We start from the raw sequence: 25,222 nt of genomic DNA, 5'->3' as shown, positions 1-25,222 counted from the left end.
ACCCCGCGGCAGGCCCGGTCGCCCAGCCCGGAGGGCATCGCGTCGGCCTGCGGGTCCGGTGCTCATGGAGCCGACCCTAGGACCGCGCGGGTCCCAGGGTCGACTCCGATCGTGCGCACCGGCCGATCAGGTCGTGGCCAGCCCCTGCACCGGGGAGAGCCGGACGGCCCGCCGGGACGGTGCCACGGAGGCGAGCAGCCCGGCGGCCACCGAGACCAGCACGATCAGTCCGAGCTCGGGCCACGGCACGGCCGGCCAGACGACCGACTGGCCGATGCCGGCGGCCATCTCCCCGAACACCGTGTGGGCGCCGAAGCCGCCGTAGACGGTGCCCAGCGTGCTGCCGATGAGGGCCGCCACCCCGGAGATCAGCACCGCCTCCAGGGCGAGCATGCCGCGCAACCCGCCGCGGGTCAGGCCGAGGGCCCGCATCAGGGAGTTCTCCCGGGTGCGCTCGATGGCGGACAGGGACAGGGTGTTGGCCACGCCGATCAGGGCGATGAGCACCGAGACCGCCAGCAGGGCCGTGACGACCATGAGCATGCCGTCGATGATCACGGTGAACAGCAGCCGCACGGCCAGTTCGCCGCTGACCTGTTCCTGGTTCACCCCGGCGGCCTGGGCCACCGCCGTGTTCAGCTCCTGCAGGCCGTCGAGGGTGATGTTCTCCCCGGCCTGCAGCCACAGCTGCGGGGTGGCCTCCACCTCCCCGGAGCCGGCGGTCGTCCCCGCACCGGTCCCCGGCTCCAGGCCCAGGGCCCGGGCATCCTCGAGGGAGATCACCGGCACCAGGGCGGAGGAGGCGCTCAGGACGGTGTCGAACTGCCGGGACCCCTCCGGCCCGCTCACCGTCAGGGTCCCGGACTCCACGGTGTTCGGCACCAGGACGGTGCCGGGCTCGCCCAGGCGCTCCGCCTCGCCGACCGGCAACCCGGCCACGACCTCGCGCAGCTGCGTGGGGTCGGCGGCGTACACGGCCGCGGGGTTGTCCTCGACGTCGGCGGTGCCCGCGGGCAGCAACAGCACCGCGGCGCCCACGCCGTCCAGGGCGGCGACCCGATCGCGTTCGGCGGCACCGCCGTCGGCGGCCAGCCCGACCTGCAGGTCGACCGGGAACTCGGCTCGGAAGATGGTGTCCATCTGCACCTGCGCGGTACGGCCACCGGTCAGCATCATGGCCACCAGGGTGGTGCCGATCAGCAGCGCGGCCGCGGTGGCCGCGGTCCGTCCGGGATTGCGCACCGCGTTGAGCCGGGCCATCCGCCCGGGTACCCCGGCCGGGCGTGCCGCCCGGCCCATCACGGACACGACGGCGGGGACGAACAGCACCGCCAGCATCAGCACGCCCACGAAGGACAGGGCCCCGCCGGCGACGGCGACCCCCAGGTTGACGTTCGCGGCACCCCAGACCAGCCCCGCGGCACCAGCCACGAGCAGCAGGGCACCGGCCACCAGGCGCACGACGCCGGCCCGGTTGCCCAGGGCGGCGTCCTCCCGCGGGCGCATCGCCTCGAGCGGGGAGACCCGGGTGGCGGCGACGGCGGCCGAGGAGGAGGCGATCACGGTCAGCAGCACGCCCACGGCGATCGAGACGATGAGGTCCCGGGAGGTGGCCTCGAAGGTCAGGAAGCCGAAGCCCTCGTTGGTGGCGCCCCAGGCGACGAGCACGGCGACCAGGCCGCAGGCCACGGCGACGCCGAGCACGCCCCCGGCCAGTCCCACGATCCCAGCCTCGGCCAGCACGGAGCCGCGGACCTGCCGCCGCGAGGCGCCCAGGGCGCGCTGCAGGGCCAGGTCCCGGGACCGCTGGGCCACGAGCACGGAGAAGGTGTTGGCGATGACCAGGGCGGTGACCAGCAGGGCGATGGCGGCGAACGCCCCCAGCACCCAGACGAAGACGTCGGAGCCCGTCATCTGCGCCATCTGCCGCTGCGCCTGCACGTCCGGGGTGGCCACGGTGACGGCCAGCCCCTCGGCGTCGGCGGCGTCCTGCAGGGCGGCCGCGACCGCGTCACGGTTGGCCCCGGGCTCGAGGCGGACCAGCACGTGCTCGGCGTACCGTGCGGTCATGGCCTCGGCGATCTCCGCCTCAGCGGCCTGCTCCTCGGTGCTGAGCGCGCCGGCGGCGTCATCGGGCAGGGCCGCGACCAGGGAGTCGGCCGTGAGCTGAACGGTCAGGGCTTCGTCGCCGCGGACCTGGATGGCGCCGATGGCGTTCGGGTCCTGGGAGACCTCGGCGAGCCCGACCACGGTGACCTTGCGACCGGGAGCGTAGGCCGTCGTCCCGGACATCAGGAAGGTGCCGGAGCCGACGTCGAGCCCGAAGTCCCGGGCGGTGCGCTCGTCCAGGACGATCTCGGAGGCCGACCCGGCGGCCGGGTAGCGGCCCGCCACGAGGTCCTCGGGGACCAGGGACGGGTCCTGCGGGACGCTGGCCACCTGCGCGTAGTCCGTGGTCGGACCCCACGTGCCCGCGCCCTGCCGGTCCGCCGGGCGCTTGACGCCCACGGGCGTGAGGACGTGCGGGTAGGCCTCCCGGACGCCGTCCACGTCCTGCAGCGGGCCCGGCTCCGCGGACGTACCGGCCGCCGCGGCCAGTTCCTCCCGGGTCTCGAAACCGGCGTCGGGGGCGGGGGCGATGACGAGATCGGCGCGGGAGTAGGTGGCGCCCAGGGAGTTGCGCAGGCTGGCGGTCGACGAGGAACCCACAAGGAGGGCGGAGGCCAGGAAGGTGACCCCGATGACGATGGCCAGCAGCACCGAGACGTACCGGCGCGGCTGGTCCCTCAGTTGCGAGAGTGCGAGCGTGAGCATGGCTCAGGCCACCCCCAGCTTCGCCAGGGAGGCCAGCACGTTCTCGGGGGTCGGATCGCTGATCTCGCCGGCCAGCCGTCCGTCCTCGAGGAGCACGACGCGGTCCGCGTAGGAGGCGGCCACCGGGTCGTGGGTGACCATGATGACGGTCTGGCCCATCTCCCGGGAGGACCGGCGCAGCAGGGAGAGCACCTCGGCCCCCGTGGCGGAGTCCAGGTTGCCGGTCGGCTCGTCGCCGAACACCACGTCCGGGCGGGTGAGCAGTGCCCGGGCCACGGCCACGCGCTGCTGCTGGCCGCCGGAGAGCTCGTGCGGCTTGTGCCCGAGCCGGTCGCCGAGACCGAGGATCCCCACGACGTCGGCGAGCCAGTCCCGGTCCACCGGCCTCCCGGCCAGGTCCAGCGGCAGCACGATGTTCTGCTCCGCCGTCAGGGTGGGGACCAGGTTGAAGGCCTGGAAGACGAACCCGATCCGGTCCCGGCGCAACCGGGTCAGCGCGGTGTCACCGAGACCGGTGATCTCCTGGCCGCCCAGGACGATCCGGCCCGCGTCCGCGGTGTCCAGTCCGGCCAGGCAGTGCATGAGGGTCGACTTGCCCGAACCGGAGGGGCCCATGATCGCGGTGAAGCGCCCGGCGGCGAAGTCGACGTCCACACCGGCCAGCGCGCGGACGGCGGCCTCGCCCCGGCCATAGGTCTTGACCAGGCCGCGCGCGGAGACCGCCGTCGCGGCGGCCCCCGACGACGGTGCGGTGGCGCCGGCGGACCTGCTGGTGGCGGAGGAGTCGGTGGCGGGGGGTCCGGAGGGGGCGGGCACGCTCGCGGTGAGGTCAGTCGTGGGGTTCATGACATCCACTCTGGCCGCCCGACGGGGCACGCGGATCGTTCTGGGGTGCCGTTCCGGGGTGGATCCGGGTCATCCTCCGGGATGACTCGGGGGTGTCCCGGACTCCGGGAGGACTACGGGGCACCCGGAGTCCGGGTGGACCGGTAGCATTCCCGGGGGCGGCGCTCGGCCCGCCCGCCACATGGACGGACCTGCAGGGATGGCAGGAGGGGACGGAGGCTGCGGTGGACGTGTTCATGGCCGCGCTGCCCATCGTGCTGACCCTGGCCCTGCTCGTGGTGCCGGTCCCGGCCTGGGTGGCTCCGGGGACCGGCCTGGTGACCGCCCTGCTGGCCGGGCTGTTGTGGTTCCGCACGGCCCCGGCCGAGCTGGCCGGAGCGTTCGCCGCGGGGATGGGCACGCTGGTGGAGGTGCTGGGCATCATCGCCGGTGGCATCCTGCTCTCCCGGGTCATGGACCGCGGCGGCGCGCAGCAGCGCATCGCCGGCTGGCTCTCGGCCGGCGGTGGTCCCACGGTGGCCTCGGCCCTGCTGATGGTGTCCGGGGTGGTGCCGTTCCTGGAGTCGGTGACCGGTTTCGGGGTGTCCGTCATGATCGGCCTGCCCCTGTTGCTCTCCCTCGGCTTCACCCCCGTGCGCGCCGCCACGCTGGCACTGCTCGGACTGGCCGTGGCCCCGTGGGGCTCCATGGCCCCGGGCACCCTGCTCGGGTCGGGGATCGCCGGGGTATCGCTGCTGGACCTCGGCCTGGCCTCCGGGGTGTTCAACGTCCTGGCGTTCGCCGGTTCCGGTGCGGTGGCCGCGGTCGTGGCAGGCCGTGGTGCCGCCGAGCTGGCCCGGAGGGGCGCCGGGGACACGGCGGGAGGGCGCGAGCCCGGCCGGGCCGGCCGCGCCGGCCTGCCCCGCTCCGCCTATGCCGTGTGGATCGCCACCGGCCTGGTCTCCGGACTGGCCCTGGCCGGCCTCGTGCTCGGCGCGAACCTGCTGCTGGGCACCGCCGTGGCGGGCGCCGTCGGGTCCCTGCTGATGTCCGCCCTCTGGGCCCTGGTGATCAACCGGGGACGGCTGGGCCCCACCCCGTGGCGGGCCCTGACGCCCTACCTGGTGCTGCTGATCGGGACCATCGCCGGGCAGATGGTGGAGCGGTTCCTCCTGCCGGGAGCCCTGGGCGCGGTCATCGGGTCGCCGGCCCTGTGGTCCACGGCCGGGGCCCTCAGCGGCATCGTGGTGCTGTCCCTCGACCGCGACCACCGGGTGCGGTTGCCCGGGGAGACCTGGCGGATGTGGCGGGGCACCGCCGTGCCCACCGCCCTGTACCTGCTGCTGGGCTACGCGGTCTCCGGGGGCGGGCTGGCCCAGTCCCTGGCCGGGGCGCTGACCGTCCTGGGCGCGGGTTACCTGCTGCTGGTGCCGTGGATCGGCGGGCTGGGCGGATACATCACCGCCTCCAACACCGGCGCCAACTCGATGTTCGGCGGCACCCAGACGGCCTCGGCACACGCCCTGGGCGTGGACCCCCTGTGGGTGATGGCCTCCCAGAACGCGGCGGCCGGACTGGGGACGCTGACGAGCCCGGCGCGCATCGAGCTGGCGTACCTGCTGGCCCTCTCGCACCAGCGCGCGGACACGCCGGGGCCGACCGTGACGCGGGGCAACATGCTGCGCGTCACCATGCCCTACGTGCTGGCGTGCATCCTGCTCTGGGCCGTCGCCACCATGCTCTGGGTGCCGGCCGCCGGCTGACCGCGGCCGGCACGGGCGGGCCGGCCGTCAGGCATCCACTCCCTGCGCGTCCTGATCCCCGAGCACCCTCGTGACGGAACGCCCCGAGGGCTCGAACAGGAGGACGGTGCCCGGCGGGACCGGGTGGACCCCGTTCGAGGGGTACGGCCCGCTGACGGCGTGCAGGGACTCGGTGGCGGAGGCGAAGCGCACGAGGCCTGGGCCCCGCGCGAGGTAGAGGGGCATGGTCCCGTCCGCGTCCCGGGTCAGCAGGACCTTCTCCCTGAACGCGTCCACGACCGCCAGGGCGAACGACCCCTCGAGCCGCGCCGCGAAGCGTTCCCCCCACCGGTGATAGGCGGCCAGGGCGACCTCGGCGCCCCCTGTGCCGCGGAAGGGGAAGTCCCCGTCCAATTCCTCCCGCAGCGACTCGCGATTGGCGACCTCCCCGGCGAGCACGAGTCCGAGGCCGAGGCGGTCATCCGCGAGGGGCTGGGCCGCGCCGTGGGGTGCGGGCGAGGCCCCGTGGCGCTGATGTCCCAGGGCGACCCACCCCCAGCTGCTCGTCCCGAATCCGTACGGGGCATGGGTCTGGGCCTCGGCCATGCTGCACACCGTGGCCAGGTCGGCCTTGTCCCCGTGGAAGGCGATCTCTCCGACGATTCCCGCCACCGTCAGGCCCCCTGCCGGCTCGGCGACTGCGGCCCGGGGGACGGTTCCGTCGCGGACGGCGCACTGCCGGTCGCACTGCAGGCGGGGGCGTCAGCGGGCACGGTCCTCTCAGCCCCGGCGGCACCCTCGGGCACAGCGGCATCGTCGGGTCCGGCGGCGTGGTCGGTCACCGGGGTACGGGGGGAGTGCGGGGTACCGCCGACGGGTGGCTGCGGGGCAGCCCGGGGGGCGATGAATGGGGCCATGGCGTCGTCCTCGAGGGTCGTCAAAGATCTTCGCGGCCATGGCTCGACCTCGGGCCATTATAGGCATCCCCGTGGGGCGGGTCACAGTGAAGTCCTCCGTGACGTGGGCGCGGACGGCCCCGGCTCCGGAGGAGGGCACCCCGGGGGGAGGTCAGTCCACGAAGTGCGTGGCCGCCGCCCGGCCGTCGCCCACGGAGCGGACGAGCTCCTCCGCCAGGTCCCGCAGCTTGGTGTTCCGCCGGTTGGAGGCGTGCCGGAGCATCTCCACCGCCTCCTGCTGGGAGCAGTGGTTCCGGCCCATCAGGATCCCCACGGCCAGGTCGATGGAGGTCCGCGACGTCAGTGCCGCCCGCAGGTCGGTCTCGACGTCCCGGTGCCGGGCCATGCGGACCACCAGGCGCATCGTGGTGGACAGGGCCACCGCCTGCCTGTGCACAATCTCCATGCTGTCCGCGTCGAAGGCGTGGGGGCGGTCCGAGTAGACGTCCAGGGCGGCCACGGCCTCCCCGCCCAGGTCCAGGGGAACACCCAGGGCGGACCGCACACCGGCCTCGGCGGCCGCCTGGCGGTAGCTGGGCCAGCGGGATTCCTCGAGGGTGTCCGTCAGGTACACCAACCGGCCCTCGCGGGCGGCGGTGAGGCAGGGGCCCTCACCGAAGTCGTACTGCACCTCGTCGAGGGCCTGGGCGCGAGGATCGGAGGAGGCCACGGTGGCGGGTCGCTTCGGGCGGACCAGCAGGATTGCGCACCACACCTCGCCCGCCAGCCCGGTCAGGGACTGCGCCGTGGCCGCGACGAGCTCGTCCAGGAAGCCGCTGATGTCCTCCGCGCCCAGGAGCAACTCGTGCAGCCTCGTCGCCTGGTCGGTCATGGCCTGGTCTCCTCTCCTCTTCGCTCTTCCTCAATGATGCTGATCTGCACACCATGACAGGTCGTGGGCCCGGAGACCGAGACCCGGCACGCCGGTCAGGGATGCGCCACGCCGGTGCGGTAGGCGGTGACCACGGCCTGCACCCGGTCCCGGGCCCCGAGCTTGGCCAGGACCCGCCCCACGTGGGTCTTCACCGTGGCCTCGGACAGGAACAGCCCGGTGGCGATCTCCTGGTTCGAGTCCCCGCGGGACATGAGCTCCAGGACCTCGCGCTCGCGCGGGGTCAGGGAGTCCACCGCGGCGGACTCCCGCTCCCGGCGGCGGTCGGCCGCGTGGTCCCGGCGCAGCGTGGGGGCCATGTGGTCGAGCAGCCGGCGGGTGGTCGAGGGGGCGATGACCGCATCCCCGCGGTGCACGGTGCGGATGGCCGCCAGCAGCTCCTCGGGCGGGGCGTCCTTGAGCAGGAACCCCGAGGCGCCGGCCTCGATCGCCTCCAGCGCGTACTCGTCCAGGTCGAAGGTCGTCAGCACCACCACGCGCGGGCCATCCACCGCACCCACCCCGCCCGGTGCGCGGCCGCCGTCGTCCCCCTCGCCGAGCAGGGCGCGGGTGGCGGCGATGCCGTCCAGCTGGGGCATGCGGACGTCCATCAGGATGACGTCCGCGCCGCGGACGGAGGGCGAGGCCACGGCCTCCCGGCCCGTAGAGGCCTCGCCGACGACCTCCAGGTCCGGCTGGGAGTTCACGAGCATGCCCAGTCCGGAGCGGACCAGTTGCTGGTCGTCCACGAGGGCGACGCGGATCGGGGCGGGGTCTGGGATCACCCCTCCATCATCGGGCATCCGTCATCCCCGGGAGGACGTGTCCCCCGGGGGCCCACACGGACATGTCCTCTCGGCGATGACGATCGGCCGACCGCCGTGCCCGACGGGTTCAGACCTCCTGGTACGGCACCGTGGCCTGCACGCTGAACCCGCCGCCCTGGCGCGGTGCCGCCGTCACGGAACCGCCGAACAGGCCGATCCGCTCGCGCAGTCCGGTCAACCCCTGGCCCGAGCCGCTGGTCTGCGCGGACGCGGCGGCCCCTCGGCCGTCGTCGTGCACGCTGATCTCCAGTCCCCGGGCCGTCCAGCCCAGCCGGGCCATCGCACGGGCGTTCGGGCCGCCGTGGCGGACCGTGTTGGTCAGCGCCCCCTGGAGCGCGCGGTACGCGGCGAGCTCCCCGCCGGCCGGCAGCTCGCGGCGCGGGGTCCCCTCGACCGCGAAGTCCACCTCCAGCCCGGTCAGCCGGATCGTCTCGACCAGGTCGTCCACGTCCGCCAACCCCGGCTGCGGATGGAGCTCCACCGCCTCCGGTCCGCGGAGCACCCCCAGCAGCCGACGCATCTCGCCCAGCGCGCGGCGTCCGGTGTCCGAGATGGTCTGCAGGGTCCCGACGGCGACCGCCGGGTCCTGCGCCCCGGCGTACCGGCCGCCGTCCGCCTGGGTGATGATCACCTGGAGCGAGTGGGCGACGATGTCATGCATCTCGCGCGCGATGTGGTTGCGTTCGTCGGCGGCGGCCAGGGCCCGCTCCTGGGCGGCCTCGACCTCGAGCTGACGGGCCCGGTCCCGCAACTGCTCCATGGCCAGTCGCCGGGTCCGGGCCAGGTCCCCGAACGCCCAGGCCGCCAGCACGATCGCCGCGCAGGCGATCGCGATGGCCGAGGCGATGACGGCCAGTTCAGCGGCGGGCTGGCCCTCGAAACCGGAACCGTTGTCCATGACGGCCGCCGCATCGGGGCTGTAGGGCGGAGCCGGCGCGTAGGCGACCTTGATGCCGTTGAGGACCGCCCCGGTCAGGGCCGTGCCGAGACCAGCGAAAGAGGCCCAGCGCGGCCCGTGGGCGGCCAGGTTGTGCACCGTCATCGGGACGGCGATGAGCGAGGGCAGCAGGTCCGCCCCGAGCACCAGCTGCAGCACGCAGAAGAACACCACGATCCCGGCGGACAGCACCGGCCTCCACCGCCGGATCGCCCACGGGGCCAACTGGCCCACGGCACAGAGGAAGGCGAAGAGCTGCCACGGCCAGAAGCGGTCCATGCCCCCGGAGACCGGGGCCACCGCCCCGACGGCCAGTGGGGGATGAACAGCACCAGCAGGCACGCCACCAGCACGTCCATGAGGATCGGGTGGCTGCGGAACCAGGTGTCGAGGCGGCGCAGGGGATTCACGGTGTCCCACCCTAGGCCGGTCCGGGCGGCCGCCGCGTCATCCCGGGGTCTGGTCCTCAGGCCGGGATCCGGGCCCGGTGCTCGTGCGTCCCCGGGGCAGGGGCCCCGGGTCAGGGCGTCAGGTCCCGGACGATCTCCGCGGCCGGGGCGGCGCGCACGGCCGCGGCCCCGACGCCGGCCCACAGGCTCACCGACTCCGCGTCCCCGGCCGCGGTGGCGGCCTGGCGCAGCGGCCCGGTGAGGACATTGACCTCCGGGTAGGCGGCCGGGGCGTCCGCGTGCCCGCGCATGAACCGGTTCTCCAGTCCCCGGGCCCAGCGGCCGGAATAGGCGCGGGTCAGCGCGGTCCGTGCCGAACCGTCCGGGTGCGCGAAGCCCGTTCCGGACGCGGACCGCTCCAGGGCGGCGCGCTGCAGGGCCGAGGTTCCCGCCTCGTCCGCGAGCAGGAACGCGGTGCCGCACTGCGCCGCCGTCGCGCCCGCGGCCAGCACCCGGCGCACGCCGGCGGCATCCATGATCCCGCCGGCGGCCCACAGCGGGACGTCCTGCCCGGCACCGGTCCCGACGGCGGCCCGCACCTCGGCCAGCAGGGCCAGCAGCGGCGTGGTGCCGGGGTCGGCGGCGGGGTCGTGCACCGACCGGTGGCCGCCGGCCTGCGGGCCCTGGACGCAGAGCACGTCCGCCCCGTGGTCGAGGGCGCGGAGCGCCTCGGCGGCACTGGTCACGGTCACCCCCAGCACCGATCCGGCGGCGTGCAGGCGGTCGAACACGGACGCCTCGGGCAGGCCGAAGGTGAAGGTCACCAGCGGCCAGGCACCGGCCTCGGCCGCCTCGAGCTTGGCCTCCCAGCCGTCCATCGCGTCCGGGTCGAGGGCCTCCGGGGCCGGCAGCTCCACGCCCAGGCGCCGGGCCTCGGCGAGCAGGCCGGAACGGTACCGGCGCACCGCCTCCGCGCGCCGGCGTCGGGCCGGAGAACCGGGTGCCTTCCGGTCCCCGGGGACAGCGGTGTTCGCCGGTTCGGGGACGAAGAGGTTGACCCCGAGGACGGCGCGCTCCGTGCCCTCCAGGGCGCCACGGGCGCTGGCCACGTCCTGCACGAGCCGATCGACCGGGCGCATCCCCGCCGCGAGGAAGCCGATCCCGCCCGCCCGGGTCACGGCGGCGGCGAGCTGCCACGTCGACGGGCCGCCGGCCATGGGCGCGGCGACGACGGCCCGTCCGCCCACCAGGGAGCCGGCACCGCTCATCAGAGGATCCCGAGCCGGTTGGCGTCCGGGGAGACGCAGGCCATGGGGTCCACCGAGGCGGTCAGGGACGGGTGCCGGTTCAGCAGGGGCACTGTCCACTTCTCCCCGGGATGCATGGTCTTCTCCCGGCCCTCCACGTTCAGGTGGATCGGCCGGGCCGAGCCCTCCAGCAGCTCCAGCGTGATGCAGTACTGCGTGATGCGCACGCTCAACGGCTGCTTGCGGTAGCGGATGGTGAACTGCACGCCCGAGGCCTCCAGCGGCAGCAGGGGGTGCAGCCAGAGGGTGTCCGACCGGGTCTCCACACCGGCGTAGCAACGGATGACCATGTCCACCGTGCCCGCCATCGCCCCCAGGTGGATGCCCTCCCGGGTGGTGCCGCCCTGCGTGTCCGAGAGGTCGGCCTCGAGCGCCTCCTCGAACAGGCGCCAGGAACTGGACCGGTCGGTGCGGGCGGCCACCCAGCCGTGCACCAGGCGGGACAGGGTGGACCCGTGGGAGGTGCGCTCCAGGTAGTACTCCACCGTGGCGGCGAAATCGGCCGAGGTGAAGTGGTACCCCATTCGCTCGAGGATGCCCTGCAGCTCCTCCGAGGAGAACAGGTAGGCGAGCATGAGCACGTCCGCCTGCTTGGAGAGCTTGTACCGGTTGGTCGAGTCCCCCTCGGCCTGCAGGATCAGGTCCAGCCGGCCGATGTTGCCGTACGTGTCCCGGTAGTGGTCCCAGTCGAACTCCTCGAGGTCCTCATAGCCGTCGAACTGGCTCATCACCCCGCCCTCCTGGAAGGGCACCCGCAGCCTCAGGCTGATCTGCTCCCACAGGTCCAGCTCGTCCTGGAACACGTCCAGCCACTCGGTCAGCGGGTCATCCAGGCCGTCCAGCCAGCGGACCAGGCGCACCGTCTCGGAGAGCACCCAGGACAGCAACACGTTCGTGTAGGCGTTGTTCCGCAGTCCCGAGCCGGGGGTGCCCGGGTAACCGTCGTGGTACTCGTCCGGCCCCATCACCCCGTGGAGCTCGTACTGCCCCCGTTCCTCGTTGTAGTGGGTCATGGAGACGAAGAAGCGGCTGATCTCCACCAGCATCTCCGCCCCGTAGTCCGAGATGAAGCTGTGGTCCCGCGTGGCCTCGATGTAGCGCAGGACCGAGTACGCGACCGCGAGGGAGACGTGGCGCTGGTTGTGCGAGTTGTCCGGCATCCACATCTCGGACCGCGGGTTCCACAGCTCGGTGGGCGTCTCCTCCCGTCCGTCCGAACCGGACTGCCAGGGGAACATGGCGCCCTGGAAACCCTCCGCGCGGGCGTTGGCCCGGGCCTCGCCCAGGCGCCGGTAGCGGTACATCAGCAGCCCGCGCGTCAGCTCGGGACGGCGCAGGGTGAGCATCGGATAGACGAAGATCTCGTCCCAGAAGACGTGGCCCCGGTAGCCCTCGCCGTGCAGGCCCCGGGCGCCGAGCCCGGCATCGAGGTCCCGGCGGGAGCCGAAGGAGGTCTGCAGCACGTGGAAGGTGTGCAGGTTCAGGGCCAGCTGGTGGCGCTGGTTGGCGCCCAGGAACCCGTACAGGCCGCTGAAGGCCTCGGGCATGATCTCGGGCTGCTCCTGGATCGGTTCCAGCTTCACGGCGAAGCGGTTCCAGTTGATGCCCCACATCTCCTCGTGGTAGGTCAGCAGCTGGCGGAAGGAACCGGTCCGCTCGATCCGCTTGGCCGCGTTGTGCCACACGGTGGAGACGGCGTGGTCATGCGTGTTGGACGCGGCCACGATCTTGTCGAACATCACCGGCACGCCCTCGGTCAGTTCGATCTCGATGTCGTGGCCGGCCACCATCGGGCCGAGCTCGACCGGGGTCCGGAGGGGCTCCGCGGCGTCCGCGGGGGACTGGAAGCGGGTGCGGGCGGCCATGGCCACGTATACCCGGGACTGGGTGGTCACGGTCTCGAGCAGCACGGTCTCGCCGTCCAGTTCGCGGGACTGCACCGGCTCCCAGTGGTGTGCGGACAGTCCGCGGTCATCGGGCACGTTCTGGTTGGCCACCCGGCCGTCGACCATCGACCGGACCGTGGCGTGGCCGGACCAGTCCTCCGCCTCCACCGTCAGCTCCAGGGCCGCCAGGTGGTGACCGGCGAAGGACTGGAACTGCCGGGTGGTCACGCGCGTGGTGCGTCCGTGCCGGTCCCGGAACCGGGAGGTGCGGGTCAGCAGGCCCCGGCGCAGGTCCAGCTCCTGGCGGTAGGAGATCATGTCCGGGTTGCCCGGCAGCAGCTCGTCCCCGCCGGGCAGGGTCACCCGCATGTAGGTCCAGTCCGGGCTGTTGACCATGTGCTCGGTCTCCACCGTGCGGCCCTGGACCGTGGACTCCAACCGGTTGAAGATCCCGGCCAGGTAGGTGCCCGGGTAGTGGACGGCGTCGGCGGTGGTGCCGGGGACGGACCCGCGGGTGCCCCAGTAGCCGTTGGCCAGGGTGCACAGCGCCTCCCGGGTGCCCTCCTCGGCCGGGTCGTAGTCGTCGTAGGCGAGCACCCAGGCCGGGTCGAAGGGGCGGGTGGTGCGCTGGTCCAACTGCAGCTCGGTGAAGTCCTCGACCACCACGTCGGCCCCGGCCTGCTTGAGGCGCCCGGGATCCTGCGCCCGGTCCACGCCGACCACCAGGCCGAAGCCACCGTCACGTGCCGCCTGGACCCCGGAGGCGGCGTCCTCGAGCACGATCGCGTCAGCGGGCTCCACCCCGAGCTCCTGGGCCGCGAGGTGGAACATGGCCGGGTCCGGCTTGCCGGGCAGTCCCAGCTCAAGCGCCGTGTTGCCGTCCACCACCACGTCGAACAACCGCTGGACGTGTCCGGCGCTGAGCACCGCCGTCGAGTTCCGGGAGGAGGTCACCAGCGCGGTGGGCACCGCCTCGTAGCGCAGCCGCGTGAGCAGCTCGAGGGCCTCGGGGAAGACCCGGACGCCGTCCCGGGCCAGCACGGCCTCGAAGAAGCCCTGCTTCTTCGCCGCGAGGGCCTGGACGGTGAGGTGCCCGCCCCGGCCGGGCGCCGGCGTCGGGCCCGCCGCCGGTGCCACGGGGACCGGCTCGCCGTCCGAACCGAGGAGCGCGGCGGCCTCCGGGACGACCAGGCCGCGCGAGGCGAAGAACGAGCGGACCCCGTCCTCGCGGGGCCTGCCGTCCACGTGGGCGAGGTAGTCGCTCGCGGCGTCGAAGGGGCGCAGGCAGGCCGGGTCGGCCTGCACCGCGGCGACGTTCTGCGGCAGCGCCCCGACGGCACTGATCGAGGAGTCGAACAGGTCCTTCCACGCCTGGGCATGCACTCCGGCGGTGTCCGTGACCACGCCGTCCATGTCGAAGATCACGGCACGGAAGTGGCGGAGCGTGTGACGTCGGGCCGGCCCGGTCAGGGTGACGGGCTTGGTCAGGGGGTGCATGCGGTCTTCCTGTTCCTCGGATGGTCCTCGGACGGTCGTGTGGACGGATGGCCCGCGGGGAGCCTTGCGGCTCATGCTAGCCACGGGACCCTGCGGCGCGGTGTGCTGCCGGTGAAAGGGTGGCCGGAATCACTGGGGCCGGTGGGTGCGATCACCGGGTCCGGGGTGCGGCCGGGCGGGCGGCGCGGCGGTTCAGTCCCGCCGCCGCAGCTGCACGAGCACCTCGTAGTGTCCGGTCTGCGGGAACATGTCCACCAGCCGGGCCCGGACCGGGACGTGACCGGGCATCCGCGCCAGGTCCCTCGCCAGCGTGGTCGCGCTGCAGCTGGAGTACAGCACGTGGGGGACGCCCGAGGTCTCCAGCCAGCCAGCCAGGTCCTCGCCGATGCCGCGCCGCGGCGGATTGACCACCACGGCGTCCGGCAGCCCGTCCGGCCGGTGCGCCGGGTCCGTGGCGTCCCCGACGGCGAAGCGCACCCGGTCCTGGACCCCCAGTTCCCCGGCGGTCATCCGGGCGGCGGCCACGGCGTCCGCGCTGGTCTCCAGGCCCCACACCTGCCGCGGGGCGCCTACGGGCAGCGGGCCGTCACCGTGCCGGACCTCGGCGAGCTGGAAGCCGAAACCGCCCACGCCGCAGTACAGGTCCCACACGCTGGCGGCGTCCGTGGTGTCCAGCCAGGCGGAGGCCTCGGCGTAGAGGCGGGCGGCCACTGCCGTGTTGGTCTGGAAGAAGCCCTGCGGGCGCAGGTGCAGCGGGACGCCGTTCAGGCGCATGGTCAGGGTCTGGTCCCCGGCCAGGTGGATCTCCTCCTCGCCCTCGAGCAGGGCCTGGTGCTGCGGGAGGATGTTGGCGGTGACCACCTCGGCGTGCGGCAGGGCCCTGAGCAGGGCGGGGACGGCGCGGCGCAGGGCCGGGAGCTGGTCCGTGGAGCGCAGCACGAAGCGGACCATCAGCCCGCCGTCCGGGGAGAGGGTGGTGATGACGTGCTTGAGCTCGCCGCTACGGGACCCCACGTCGTAGGGGGTGAGCCCGGCGGCGGTGATGACCGCGGCCAGGTGCGGGAAGGCGGCGCCGAGGGCGGGTTCGTAGAGCCCGCAGTCGCGCAGGTCCACCCCCCGGCCGTCGTGGTGTTTCGGGTGCTGGCGGGGGTCCAGGATGCCCAGCCGCGGGCGGGCGGCGGTGCCCGTGACGACCATCTTGGCCTTGTTGCGGAAACCCGACTCGGCCGAGGCGACCGGGTCCAGCCAGAGGTCCGTGCCGTCCGGGGCCGTGGCCCCGGCCACCGGGTCCAGCAGGGCCCGCACCCCGGCCTGCTTATCCGCCAGTTGCCGGGGGTACGGGACGCCCATCAGCGGGCAGGACCGGCACTCGCCGGCGTCGAAATGGGGGCATTGCATGGTGCCCTCAAGGGTACCGGGGCGGGAGGCCTCAGTACTCGGTGCGGGGGCGCAGGTCGGGACGGTCCAGGCGGTCCGCGATCTGCACCAGGGCGTCCTCCGCGGCGGAGGCCAGCACGGAGTCCGGGTCCATGAGCAGCCCGTTCAGGGCCCGGGCGGCGCTCTCCCGGCCCACCGCCCCCAGGGCCTGGGCGGCTGCGCTGCGCACGCGCGGGTCCGGGTCGGTGAGCAACCGCTCGAGCGGGCCGGCGGCCTCGGTGATGCCCTGCGCGGCGGCCACCCGGCAGCTCGCCTCACGGACCTGCCGGTCGTCGCTGTCCAGTCCCGCCAGCACGGCGGCGGGCCGGGCCGGGGCGCGTGCGGGCAGGTCCGGTGAACCCGGCAGGTTCACGTCCCAGTCTCGGGTGTCCATCAGGCCTCCTCCAGGAGATGGTTGGGCAGCCGGTTGCCCGGGGCCCGGCCGCGGATGGCCAGGAGGTCGCGGGCGTGCTGCCACAGGCGACGGTCCTCCTCGGTGACGGGCACCCAGGGGGTCACGGGCACGGAGGTGCCCTCGTCGTCACGGGCCACCATCACGGTGATGCAATTGGTGGTCAGGTGCAGTTCGGTGCCCTTGGGATCCCCCGAGCGGACCTCCACGGCGATGTGCATGCCCTTGTTGCCCGTGTAGATCAGGCGTGCCTCGACCTCCACGAGGTCCCCGATGTGCAGGGGCTGCAGGAAGCGGATGCCCCCGGAGAACACGGCCACGGTGTCCCGCCCGCAGTACCGGGAGGAACAGAGGTAGGCGGCCTGGTCGATCCACTCCATGACGATCCCGCCGTGGACCTTGCCGCCCCAGTTGACGTCCGTGGGCACGGCCAGGAAGCGCAGGACCACCTTCTCGGCCGTCCCGGCGTCCGTGTACGTCTGCTTCTTCAGCTCGGCGCCGATCTCGTCCCGGACCGGGATGCGGGAGACGGCGTAGTCCCGGGCGAGTTGCTGTTCCAGCGTGCGGGGCACGAACTCCGGGACCGGGGTGGAGCGCCCGGCGCCGTCCACCGCCACGAAGATCACCAGGCAGCGGGCCCGCTCCTCGAGGAGCCCGGTCTTCGGATCCCCGGAGCGGACCATGGTGTTGATGTGCATCGAGCTGCGGCCGGTGTAGAGCACCGTGGCGGTGATCTCGACCATCTCGCCGACCTGCACCGGATCGTGGAAGTGGATGTTCCCCACGTAGGCCGTCACGCAGTAGGAACCGGACCACGCGGTGGCCGCGGCGAACGCGGCCTTGTCGATCCACTCCAGGACCCGTCCGGCGTCCACCGTCCCGGCGTGGCCCCGGTCCGTGGGGGCGGCCAGGAAGCGCAGGGTCATCTCGTGCCGGCGCTCGCCGACGGGCGCGGCCGGATGTGGGGCGGTCTCCATGACCTCCATTCTGCCGTGGTGCGCCGTGTCCGGCCGAACGTGAACGTCCGCCGGCCCGCCCCGCGCACCTGCCTCCGGTTCCGCTGGGTGAGAATGGCGGCAACGTGGCGTACGTCACGGGTGCTAGTTTCGTGTCATGCCCCGAAGTTCCGTCGCCCTCCAGTTCCGTGCCGAGGCCTATGACCACCCGGACGGCTCGGTCGACGCCGGAACCGTGATGACCTGGATCGACAAGACGGCCTACGCCGCGGCCGCCAGCTGGTCCGGGGGCGACGTGGTGGGTTCCTACGTGGGGAACATGCACTTCGCCAACCCGGTGCCCGTGGAGACCCGCGTGATCGTCGAGGCCCGCGTGGTGTACACGGGCCGGACCTCGGTGCACGTGCAGACCCGGGTGGTGCTGCCGGACACCCGGGACGAGCACGGCAAGGCCGTGGTGTGCACCGAGTGCGTCATGGTCTACGTGGCCGTGGACGACGCCGGTGCACCGGTGCCCGTCCGTCCGTGGGAACCGACTACCCCGGAGGAGCTGGAGCGCGCGCGGTTGGCCAGGGTCCGCGGCACCATCCGCCGTGAGGTGGAGGAGGCCATGGTGTCCGCCCCGCCCCCGGAGGGGGAGCTGACCGCCGAGACCGTGGTGTTGCGCTTCGTGGCCAACACCCGGGAGGTCTACCCGGGGGAGAAGGTCCAGGCCGGGGCCGTGATGCGCTGGATCGACGAGGCCGCCAACGTCTGTGCCTCCCGCTGGTCCGGGCTGCCGGTCGTGGCGGTCTTCGCCGGCGGCGTCCGCTTCTACCAGCCGGTGCGGGTGGGGGACCTGGTGGAGATCGAGGCCCGCCTGGTCCACACCTCGGCACGCTCCATGCACGTCTCCATCCGCGCCCGGGCGGGGGACCGCCGCGAGCGCGAGCCCAAGCTGATCGCCCACGGGCTCACCGTGATGGTCTCCACCGGGACGAACGGCAAGGCCGTGCCGGTCAAGCAGTGGCGGGCGGTGACCGAACAGGACCAGTCCCTGGAGCGCAGGGCGCTGGAACTGGTCGGCCTGCGCAACAAGGCCTCCCACGAGTGGGCCGGGGGCTGACGCCCCGGGGCCTGTCCCGTCCCGCGGCGCGCCGCCTACACTGCACTGACCATGGACACCCAGCCGACACCTGACCAGCCGTGGGACCGGACCGTGCTGTGCACCACCTGCGGGGTGGAACACGACCCGGACGCCCTGCCCGGGACGTGCGCGATCTGCGCCGACGACCGCCAGTGGGTCCCGGCCGACGGCCAGCGCTGGACGACCGTCGGCGCCCTGCGCTCCGGTGGTGCCCGCGTGCAACCGGCCCCGCTGGAGCCGGGCCTCTGGGCGCTGCCGGTGCGCGGCGGGGTCGGGATCGGCCAGCATGCCAAGCTGCTGACGACGCCGGCCGGGAACCTCCTGGTGGACGTCCCCGCCCACATCGACCGGGCGGCCGTGGAGGCGGTGGCCGGCCTCGGCGGGCTGGCCGGGATCATCGCCTCCCACCCGCACATGTACGGGGTCCAGTCGGACTGGTCCGAGGCGTTCGACGGCGTACCGGTCTACGTCTCCGCGCCCGACGCCGCGTGGCTGGCCCGGCGGCCGGGGAACCTGGAACTGTGGTCCGGAACGATCGAACCCCTGCCCGGGGTCACGGCCTCCCAGCCCGGTGGCCACTTCCCGGGCAGCGTGGTGGTGCACTACACCGCCGAGGACGGGCGGGGGGTGCTGCTGGCCGGGGACACCGTGGGCGTGGCGCGGGACCGGGCCTGGACCACGTTCATGCGGTCCTTCCCGAACTACCTGCCCCTGTCCGGGCGGGTGGCGCTGCGGATCGCCGACTACCTGGACCGGTACGACTACGACCGGCTCTACGACAACTTCACCGGCTGCATCACCGCGGAGGCCCGCGCCGTGATGCACCGCTCCGCGCAGCGCCACGCGGACTGGGCCGAGGGCCGCTGCGACCACCTGACCTGATCCCCCCGGCCCGGGGCCGCGGCGCGCACCCCGGGCCCCTGCGGCCGGGTGATTCCGATCCTGCGGGATCCCTCCCACCGGGCCCGCAACGGCCCCGGCGGCGAACCGGGTAGGGCATGATGGACCACGGACCATTCCGGTCCCCGACCTCCCGCCACCCCGCCACGGCCCTGGCGCGCGGTCACGGGGTCCCGTCACGGTCCCGCCACCCTCGTCCGTCGAAGCGGATCCTTCGCGGACCCCACTATGACCCGGGAGTGAACCGTGCTCTGGAAACTCGTCCGGCACTACGGCAGGCCCTACTGGCGCTCCGTCGTAGCGGTCCTGGTGCTGCAACTGGCCGCCACCCTGGCCACGCTGTACCTGCCGAGCCTGAACGCCGACATCATCGACGACGGCATCGCCCGGGGTGATACCGGCTACATCTGGCGGACCGGGGCGGTGATGCTCGGCGTCGCCATCGTCCAGGTGGCCACGGCGATCGCCGCCGTGTGGTTCGGCGCCCGTGTGGCGATGGCCCTCGGCCGGGACGTCCGCAAGGCCGTGTACTCCCAGGTGGACGGGTTCTCCGCCGAGGAGGTCGGACGCTTCGGCGCCCCCACCCTCATCACCCGCGGCACGAACGACGTCCAGCAGGTGCAGATGGTCGTGCTCATGGCGCTGAACTTCATGGTCATGGTCCCGATCATGTCCATCGGCGGCATCATCATGGCGATCCAGGAGGATCCCGGCCTGTCCTGGCTCGTGTGGGTCTCGGTTCCCCTGCTGCTGGTCATCGTCGGCCTGCTCGTGCGCACCCTCATGCCGTTGTTCGAACGGATGCAGGACAACATCGACGGCGTGAACGGCGTGATGCGCGAACAGATCATGGGCATCCGCGTGGTCCGCGCCTTCGTCCGGGAACGCCACGAGGCCCAGCGGTTCACCGACGCCAATGCCGCGCTGACGGACACCTCGGTCCGGATCGGCCGGTTGTTCGTCCTGATGGGCCCGGTCATCACCATGGTCCTGCACCTGGCCACCGCCGCCGTGCTCTGGTTCGGCGGCCTGCGCGTGGACCAGGGACTCGTGGAGGTCGGCGCCCTGACCGCGTTCATGCAGTACCTCCTGCAGATCCTCATGGCCGTCATGATGGGCACCTTCATGTTCATGATGCTTCCGCGGGCCGTCGTCTGTGCCCGGCGCATCGGTGAGGTGCTGTCCACCTCCGGTTCGCTCCGGGAACCGGCCGCCCCGAGGGTGCCCGAGCGCCAGGAGGGCCGGGTGGAACTGCGCGATGTCCGCTTCGCCTACCCGGGTGCGGAGTCGCCCGTGCTGGACGGCATCTCCTTCACCGCCGAGCCGGGCCGCACGACCGCGATCATCGGCTCCACCGGTTCGGGCAAGTCGACGCTGGTGAACCTCATCCCCCGGCTCTACGACGCCACCGGCGGAGAGGTCCTCATCGACGGGGTGCCGGTGACCGAGCAGGCCAGGGCCTCGCTCACCGCGGCCGTGGGACTGGTCCCCCAGAAGCCGTTCCTGTTCTCCGGGTCCGTGGCGGACAACCTCCGGTTCGGCAACCCCGAGGCCACGGACGCCGATCTGTGGGCGGCCCTGGACACGGCCCAGGCCACGGAATTCGTCCGGGACCGCACGACGGGGGAGGGGGAGGCGGCCCGCACCGGACTGGACTCCGCGATCTCCCAGGGCGGCACCAACGTCTCCGGGGGCCAGCGCCAGCGCCTGTGCATCGCCCGGGCGCTCGTGGCCCGGCCCCGGGTCTACGTGTTCGACGACTCGTTCTCGGCGCTCGACGTCACGACCGACGCCCGGTTGCGCCAGGCCCTGACCGGGTACACCCGGGGGGCCACCACGATCATCGTGGCCCAGCGCGTCTCCACCATCACCGATGCCGACCAGATCCTGGTCCTGGACGAGGGCCGGATCGTCGGCCGTGGCACCCACGAGGAACTGCTCGCGACGTCGGAGACCTACCGGGAGATCGTCGACTCCCAGATCAGTGCGGAGGAAGTGGCATGAGCGCGGACGGAGCGAACCGGAAGAGGGGCCGGAGGGCCCTGCGCGCGGCGGACCGCCGGGGACAGGGTGCCGGCGACGCCGTCGCGATCACGGACGAGGAGATCGCCGAGCTGCAGGACAGCGTGGGACCGGACGAGTGGGGCGACACCGCGGTTCCCCGCAGGGCCAAGGCGTTCTGGCCCTCGGCCAAGCGCCTGTTCGCCACCTTCGGGCCCGAGCGGACCGGCATGACGCTGGTCGTGGTGCTGGTCGTCGTGGCCGTGGTCTTCAACGTCTGGGCCCCCGCCATCCTCGGTGACGCGATGAACGTGATCTTCGGCGGCCTGGTCTCGGCCCAGATGCCGGCCGGCATGACCGCCGAACAGGTCATCGACGGGTTGCGCGCCACCGGCCAGGCCCAGGCGGCGGAGATGCTGTCCGGGATGGACTTCGTGCCCGGCCAGGGCATCGACTTCGCGGAACTGGCCCGGCTCATCCTCATCGTGCTCGGCATGTACGTGGTGGCCCAGCTGTTCATGTGGCTGCAGGGGCGGGTCCTGAACGACATCGTCATGCGCGTGGTCTACCGGTTGCGCCAGGACATCGAGGCCAAGGTCAACCGCCTGCCGCTGAGCTACTTCGACACCCGGCAGCGCGGTGACCTGCTGTCCCGGACGACCAATGACGTGGACAACGTCCAGCAGGCCATGCAGCAGGCGTTCGCCACCCTGGTCTACTCGGCGCTGACGATCATCGGCATCGTCATCATGATGTTCTGGCTGTCCTGGCAGCTGGCGCTCATCGCGTTGATCGCGCTCCCGTTGTCCGGCGTGGTGGTGGGGATCATCGGCTCGAAGTCGCAGAAGCTGTTCACCGCCCAGTGGAAGAACACCGGCCGGCTCAACGGCCACATCGAGGAGTCCTTCACGGGGCACGAGCTGGTGACGGCGTTCGGCCGTCAGCAGGACATGGGCGCCCGCTTCGACGAGCGCAACGAGGAGCTCTACGAGGCCTCGTTCCGGGCACAGTTCTACTCCGGGATGATCATGCCGATCATGCAGTGGGTGAACTACCTCGGCTACGTGGGCATCGCCGTGGTGGGCGGTCTGCGGGTGGCCACGGGCCAGATGACCCTCGGCGCCGTCACGGCCTTCATCCAGTACTCGCGGGAGTTCAACCAGCCGCTGGGCCAGGTGGCGGGCATGTCCAACATGCTCATCTCCGGCGTGGCCTCCGCCGAGCGGATCTTCGAGCTGCTCGACGCCGAGGAACAGGACCCGGACCTGGCCGACCAGGAGCGCGCGGGCACCCTGGACCCGTCCGGGCGCCGGCCGGCGGACCTGGCCCGGCCGGTGCTCGGGCGGATCGAGTTCGACCACGTGGCCTTCTCCTACACCCCGGAGAAGCCGCTCATCACGGACCTGTCCCTGACCGCCGAGCCCGGGCACACCATCGCCATCGTGGGGCCCACCGGTGCCGGGAAGACCACGCTGGTGAACCTCATCATGCGGTTCTACGAGATCGACGCCGGCGCGATCCGCCTCGACGGCGTGGACATCCGCTCCCTGCAACGGGGCGTGCTGCGCGGCCAGGTGGGCATGGTGCTGCAGGACGCCGTCCTGTTCGGCGGGACCATCCGGGAGAACATCCGGTACGGGCGGCTGGACGCCATGGACGAGGAGGTCGTGGCCGCGGCGCGGGCCACCTTCGTGGACCGCTTCGTGCACACCCTGCCAGACGGCTACGACACGGTCATCGAGGACGAGGGCGCCAACGTCTCCGCCGGGGAGCGCCAGCTCATCACGATCGCCCGCGCCTTCCTGGCCGATCCCGCCCTGCTGATCCTGGACGAGGCCACCTCGTCCGTGGACACCCGGACCGAGGTGCTGGTCCAGGAGGCCATGGCGGCGCTGCGGACCGACCGGACCTCGTTCGTCATCGCCCACCGGTTGTCCACCATCCGCGACGCGGACGTGATCCTGGTGATGGAGCACGGGGACATCGTGGAGCAGGGCTCCCACGATCAGCTGCTCGCCGCCGGGGGCGCCTATCACCGGCTGTACATGTCCCAGTTCACCGCGGGCGTGGACCTCGACGCCGAGGCGGAGGCCCTCTCGCCGGGCACCGGAGCCTTGCCGGTCAGCGGCGAGGGGACGGTCCCGGCCGGTGCCGGTCCGGTCCCCGTCGTGACCGGCTCCGTTCCCCTGGTGACGGGTCCCGGGCCCGTGGTGACGGACCCCGAGCCGGACGAGTCCGGGATCCGCGACCGGTGAGGGCACCGGACGGGGCAGGGGCCTCGGAGCACCGGGCCCCGGGCGCGGACCCGACCCGTCCCGGGACCATCGTCCGGCTGGGCGTGCTGATCCGGGCGGACGTGTCCGTTCCGGCGCAGGAGGGAGCCCTGGCCGCGGAACTCGAGGAGGGTCTGGCAACCGCCTACCCGGGGTTGTCCTGGCAGGTCCAGGTGGAGCGGGGACACCTCGGGGATGCCGAGGACGACGACTCGCTGGACCTTCTCGAGTCCACGCGGGACTGCATGCTCGACCGGGACTGGGACCTCGCGGTCGGCGTGTGCGAGGAACCGTTGCGGCAGGGCCGGCACACGCTGACCGCGCAGGTCTCCCCCGCGCACTCAGCCGGGGTCGTGTCCCTGGACCTGGCGGGGGTGGGCGTCGCGGACGCGGTGCGTGACGTCGTCGCACGGATCCTGGGCCTGGACCCGGATGAGAGCGATCCCTCGCCGCAGCAACTGCGGGCCGCCGTGGACGCGGCGCGCCAACTGGCCACGGACGTCGAGGACCGCGGTGCCGAGAGCGGTGGGCTGTTCGCCTGGCGGGTGGGGTCCTCGAACGCCCGGCTGCTGCTCGGCACCATCCGTGCCAACCGGCCGTGGCTGCTCGCCGCGAGCCTGTCCCGATCGCTGTCCGCTGCCTTGGCGACCGGTGCACTGACCCTCATCACCACCGACCTGTGGCTGCTCTCGGCGGAGTACAACGGGCTGCAGATGGCGCTCGTGGGCGCCGTGGCCGTCCTGTCCGTGACGGTGTCCCTCGTGGTCGGCGCGAACCTGTGGGAGAGGCCGCGGCGCCGCGCCGAGCGTGAGCAGGTCGCCGTGTTCAACATCGCCACGGTCTCCTCCGTGCTGATCGGGGTGATGGTGCTGCACGTGGGGCTGTTCGCGGCGGCCCTGGCCGGCGCCCTGCTGCTGGTGGACCCCGACGTGTTCGCGGAGGTCACGGGAGACCCCGCGCACTTCCCCCAGTACCTCAAGCTCGCCTGGTTCGTGGGCGGGCTGGCCACGATCGGCTCGGCGCTCGGGGCCGGGCTCGAGGAGGACGACGACGTCCGTGCCGCGATCTTCACCCGCGGCAGCGCCTGACCCCTCGGGGCCCGCCGATAGCATGGCCTCATGACCCAGGACCCGCGGCAGGCACCGCAGTACCAGCACTCCGCCCCGCCGCCGGGCCCGCAGTCCGCCGCGCAGGACATCCCGCCCGGGTGGCCGAAGCGGGGACAACGGTACGGTCACCCCGGATCGGGCCCCCGCACCGCCGGGATGCCGGGCGCTCCGTCCGGTGTCCAGCCGGCCCACGGTGGACCTGGTGGCATCCCCCCGGGCTGGCCGGGGCGGGCACAGCGCGAGCGGATCGTGCTGGACCCGGGACCCTTCACGTGGATGGACCTGGCCACGGTCCTGGCGTACGTGCTGATCTTCATCCTGGGCGGCGCGGCGGTCGTGGCCCTGGTCCCGGGGTTCATGGACCGGTTCACGGACGCCGACGGCACCGTCAACACGGCCTCGTTCACCTTCGCCGTGAACCTCATCTCCTACGCGGTGCTCTCCGCGCTGGTGCTCATCGCCTGCTGGCGGCCGTTCGTACGGTCCTTCCAGACCTTCCGGGACCGGGGCTGGCTGAAGGCGGGCCTCATCCCGGGTGTCTGGTTCGCGTGCATCATGGTCAACGCCCTCGTGGTGTTCGCGGCCGGCGAGCCGATCAAGAGCGCCAACCAGCTGGCCATCGAGGAGATGACCACCCAGGTCGACTTCCTGCCCATGCTCCTGGTGACCGTGCTGATGGCACCCCTCGTGGAGGAGTACATCTTCCGGCACCTGATGATCGGCAAGCTCTCCCGGTACATCAACGTCTGGGTCTGCGTGGCGATCTCCATGGTGCTGTTCGCGATGATCCACTTCATCAGCACGGGCTTCCAGTTCAACCCCGTGGAGGTCGTCCCCTATCTGACCCTGGCGGCGGCCATCTGCGTGACCTACGTCCTCACGGGCAGGTCACTGGCGTTCGTGGTGATCCTGCACGTGTTCAACAACCTCGTCTCGATCGTGGTGGCCTACACGCTGCTGCCGCTCGTCAGCTGAGGG

The 25,222-nt window shown here is 72.8% G+C and carries 18 protein-coding genes; 7 read left to right on the top strand and 11 right to left on the bottom strand.

Going from position 1 to position 25,222, the window contains the following annotated elements; translation table 11 throughout:
• Positions 1 to 126: 126 nt before the first annotated feature.
• Both CITRI_RS0107055 and CITRI_RS0107050 read right to left on the bottom strand, forming a co-directional pair.
• Positions 127 to 2,814, bottom strand: a complete 2,688-nt coding sequence (locus tag CITRI_RS0107055) for an FtsX family ABC transporter permease (RefSeq protein WP_010143992.1) — start codon at positions 2,812 to 2,814, stop codon at positions 127 to 129.
• 3 nt (positions 2,815 to 2,817) lie between these two features.
• The gene (locus tag CITRI_RS0107050) at positions 2,818 to 3,660 is read right to left on the bottom strand and encodes an ABC transporter ATP-binding protein (RefSeq protein WP_010143990.1); all 843 of its coding nucleotides are present in this window, start codon (positions 3,658 to 3,660) and stop codon (positions 2,818 to 2,820) included.
• A 236-nt stretch (positions 3,661 to 3,896) separates the two neighbouring features.
• Between CITRI_RS0107050 and CITRI_RS0107045 the strand changes: the two genes are divergently transcribed.
• Positions 3,897 to 5,402, top strand: coding sequence for an L-lactate permease (locus tag CITRI_RS0107045; RefSeq protein WP_237709009.1), 1,506 nt, complete (start codon positions 3,897 to 3,899; stop codon positions 5,400 to 5,402).
• Between the two features lie 27 nt (positions 5,403 to 5,429).
• Here CITRI_RS0107045 and CITRI_RS0107040 read toward each other — a convergent pair whose 3' ends face one another.
• The 9 genes from CITRI_RS0107040 to CITRI_RS0107000 form a co-directional block, all read right to left on the bottom strand.
• On the bottom strand, positions 5,430 to 6,053 hold the full coding sequence (locus CITRI_RS0107040) for a hypothetical protein (RefSeq protein WP_010143988.1): 624 nt from the start codon (positions 6,051 to 6,053) through the stop codon (positions 5,430 to 5,432).
• Positions 6,054 to 6,449: 396 nt separating this feature from the next.
• Positions 6,450 to 7,169, bottom strand: coding sequence for a GAF and ANTAR domain-containing protein (locus tag CITRI_RS0107035; protein ID WP_010143987.1), 720 nt, complete (start codon positions 7,167 to 7,169; stop codon positions 6,450 to 6,452).
• Positions 7,170 to 7,264: 95 nt separating this feature from the next.
• Positions 7,265 to 8,011: a response regulator transcription factor gene (locus CITRI_RS0107030; RefSeq protein ID WP_050813616.1), complete on the bottom strand. Its 747-nt coding sequence runs from the start codon at positions 8,009 to 8,011 to the stop codon at positions 7,265 to 7,267.
• Between the two features lie 91 nt (positions 8,012 to 8,102).
• On the bottom strand, positions 8,103 to 9,314 hold the full coding sequence (locus CITRI_RS0107025) for a sensor histidine kinase (protein WP_237709008.1): 1,212 nt from the start codon (positions 9,312 to 9,314) through the stop codon (positions 8,103 to 8,105).
• Positions 9,315 to 9,492: 178 nt separating this feature from the next.
• Positions 9,493 to 10,629 (bottom strand): nitronate monooxygenase family protein, encoded by a 1,137-nt coding sequence (locus CITRI_RS0107020; protein WP_010143983.1) that lies wholly within the window; start codon positions 10,627 to 10,629, stop codon positions 9,493 to 9,495.
• Positions 10,629 to 14,051 carry an HAD-IA family hydrolase gene (locus CITRI_RS0107015; RefSeq protein WP_010143982.1) on the bottom strand — a complete coding sequence of 1,141 codons (3,423 nt, stop codon included), beginning with the start codon at positions 14,049 to 14,051 and terminating at the stop codon, positions 10,629 to 10,631. Before CITRI_RS0107015 ends, CITRI_RS0107020 begins: the two co-directional genes overlap by 1 nt.
• A gap of 192 nt (positions 14,052 to 14,243) precedes the next feature.
• Positions 14,244 to 15,449 carry a methyltransferase domain-containing protein gene (locus tag CITRI_RS0107010; RefSeq protein WP_029139109.1) on the bottom strand — a complete coding sequence of 402 codons (1,206 nt, stop codon included), beginning with the start codon at positions 15,447 to 15,449 and terminating at the stop codon, positions 14,244 to 14,246.
• 31 nt (positions 15,450 to 15,480) lie between these two features.
• On the bottom strand, positions 15,481 to 15,861 hold the full coding sequence (locus tag CITRI_RS16730; protein ID WP_010143980.1) for a HEAT repeat domain-containing protein: 381 nt from the start codon (positions 15,859 to 15,861) through the stop codon (positions 15,481 to 15,483).
• Positions 15,861 to 16,856 (bottom strand): acyl-CoA thioesterase, encoded by a 996-nt coding sequence (locus CITRI_RS0107000; RefSeq protein WP_010143979.1) that lies wholly within the window; start codon positions 16,854 to 16,856, stop codon positions 15,861 to 15,863. Before CITRI_RS0107000 ends, CITRI_RS16730 begins: the two co-directional genes overlap by 1 nt.
• Positions 16,857 to 16,992: 136 nt before the next feature.
• On the opposite strand from CITRI_RS0107000, the gene CITRI_RS0106995 reads away from it, so the two are divergent.
• The 6 genes from CITRI_RS0106995 to CITRI_RS0106970 all read left to right on the top strand — a co-directional run bounded on the left by CITRI_RS0106995 (position 16,993) and on the right by CITRI_RS0106970 (position 25,219).
• Positions 16,993 to 17,940: an acyl-CoA thioesterase gene (locus CITRI_RS0106995; RefSeq protein WP_010143978.1), complete on the top strand. Its 948-nt coding sequence runs from the start codon at positions 16,993 to 16,995 to the stop codon at positions 17,938 to 17,940.
• A gap of 51 nt (positions 17,941 to 17,991) precedes the next feature.
• On the top strand, positions 17,992 to 18,843 hold the full coding sequence (locus CITRI_RS0106990; protein ID WP_010143977.1) for a hydrolase: 852 nt from the start codon (positions 17,992 to 17,994) through the stop codon (positions 18,841 to 18,843).
• Between the two features lie 264 nt (positions 18,844 to 19,107).
• Positions 19,108 to 20,865: an ABC transporter ATP-binding protein gene (locus CITRI_RS0106985; protein WP_010143976.1), complete on the top strand. Its 1,758-nt coding sequence runs from the start codon at positions 19,108 to 19,110 to the stop codon at positions 20,863 to 20,865.
• Entirely contained in the window at positions 20,862 to 23,117 is a 2,256-nt protein-coding gene (locus tag CITRI_RS0106980; RefSeq protein ID WP_010143975.1) for an ABC transporter ATP-binding protein, read from the top strand. The genes CITRI_RS0106985 and CITRI_RS0106980 overlap by 4 nt, the downstream gene beginning before the upstream one ends.
• Positions 23,114 to 24,223, top strand: coding sequence for a hypothetical protein (locus CITRI_RS0106975; protein ID WP_010143974.1), 1,110 nt, complete (start codon positions 23,114 to 23,116; stop codon positions 24,221 to 24,223). Before CITRI_RS0106980 ends, CITRI_RS0106975 begins: the two co-directional genes overlap by 4 nt.
• Before the next feature lie 30 nt (positions 24,224 to 24,253).
• Positions 24,254 to 25,219, top strand: a complete 966-nt coding sequence (locus tag CITRI_RS0106970) for a CPBP family intramembrane glutamic endopeptidase (RefSeq protein WP_010143973.1) — start codon at positions 24,254 to 24,256, stop codon at positions 25,217 to 25,219.
• Positions 25,220 to 25,222 lie beyond the last annotated feature (3 nt).

This window comes from Citricoccus sp. CH26A, from assembly GCF_000224415.1.
Lineage (GTDB): Bacteria > Actinomycetota > Actinomycetes > Actinomycetales > Micrococcaceae > Citricoccus.
The sequence above is the reverse complement of the archived record's forward strand: the minus strand, read 5'-3'. Positions and strand labels throughout refer to the sequence as shown.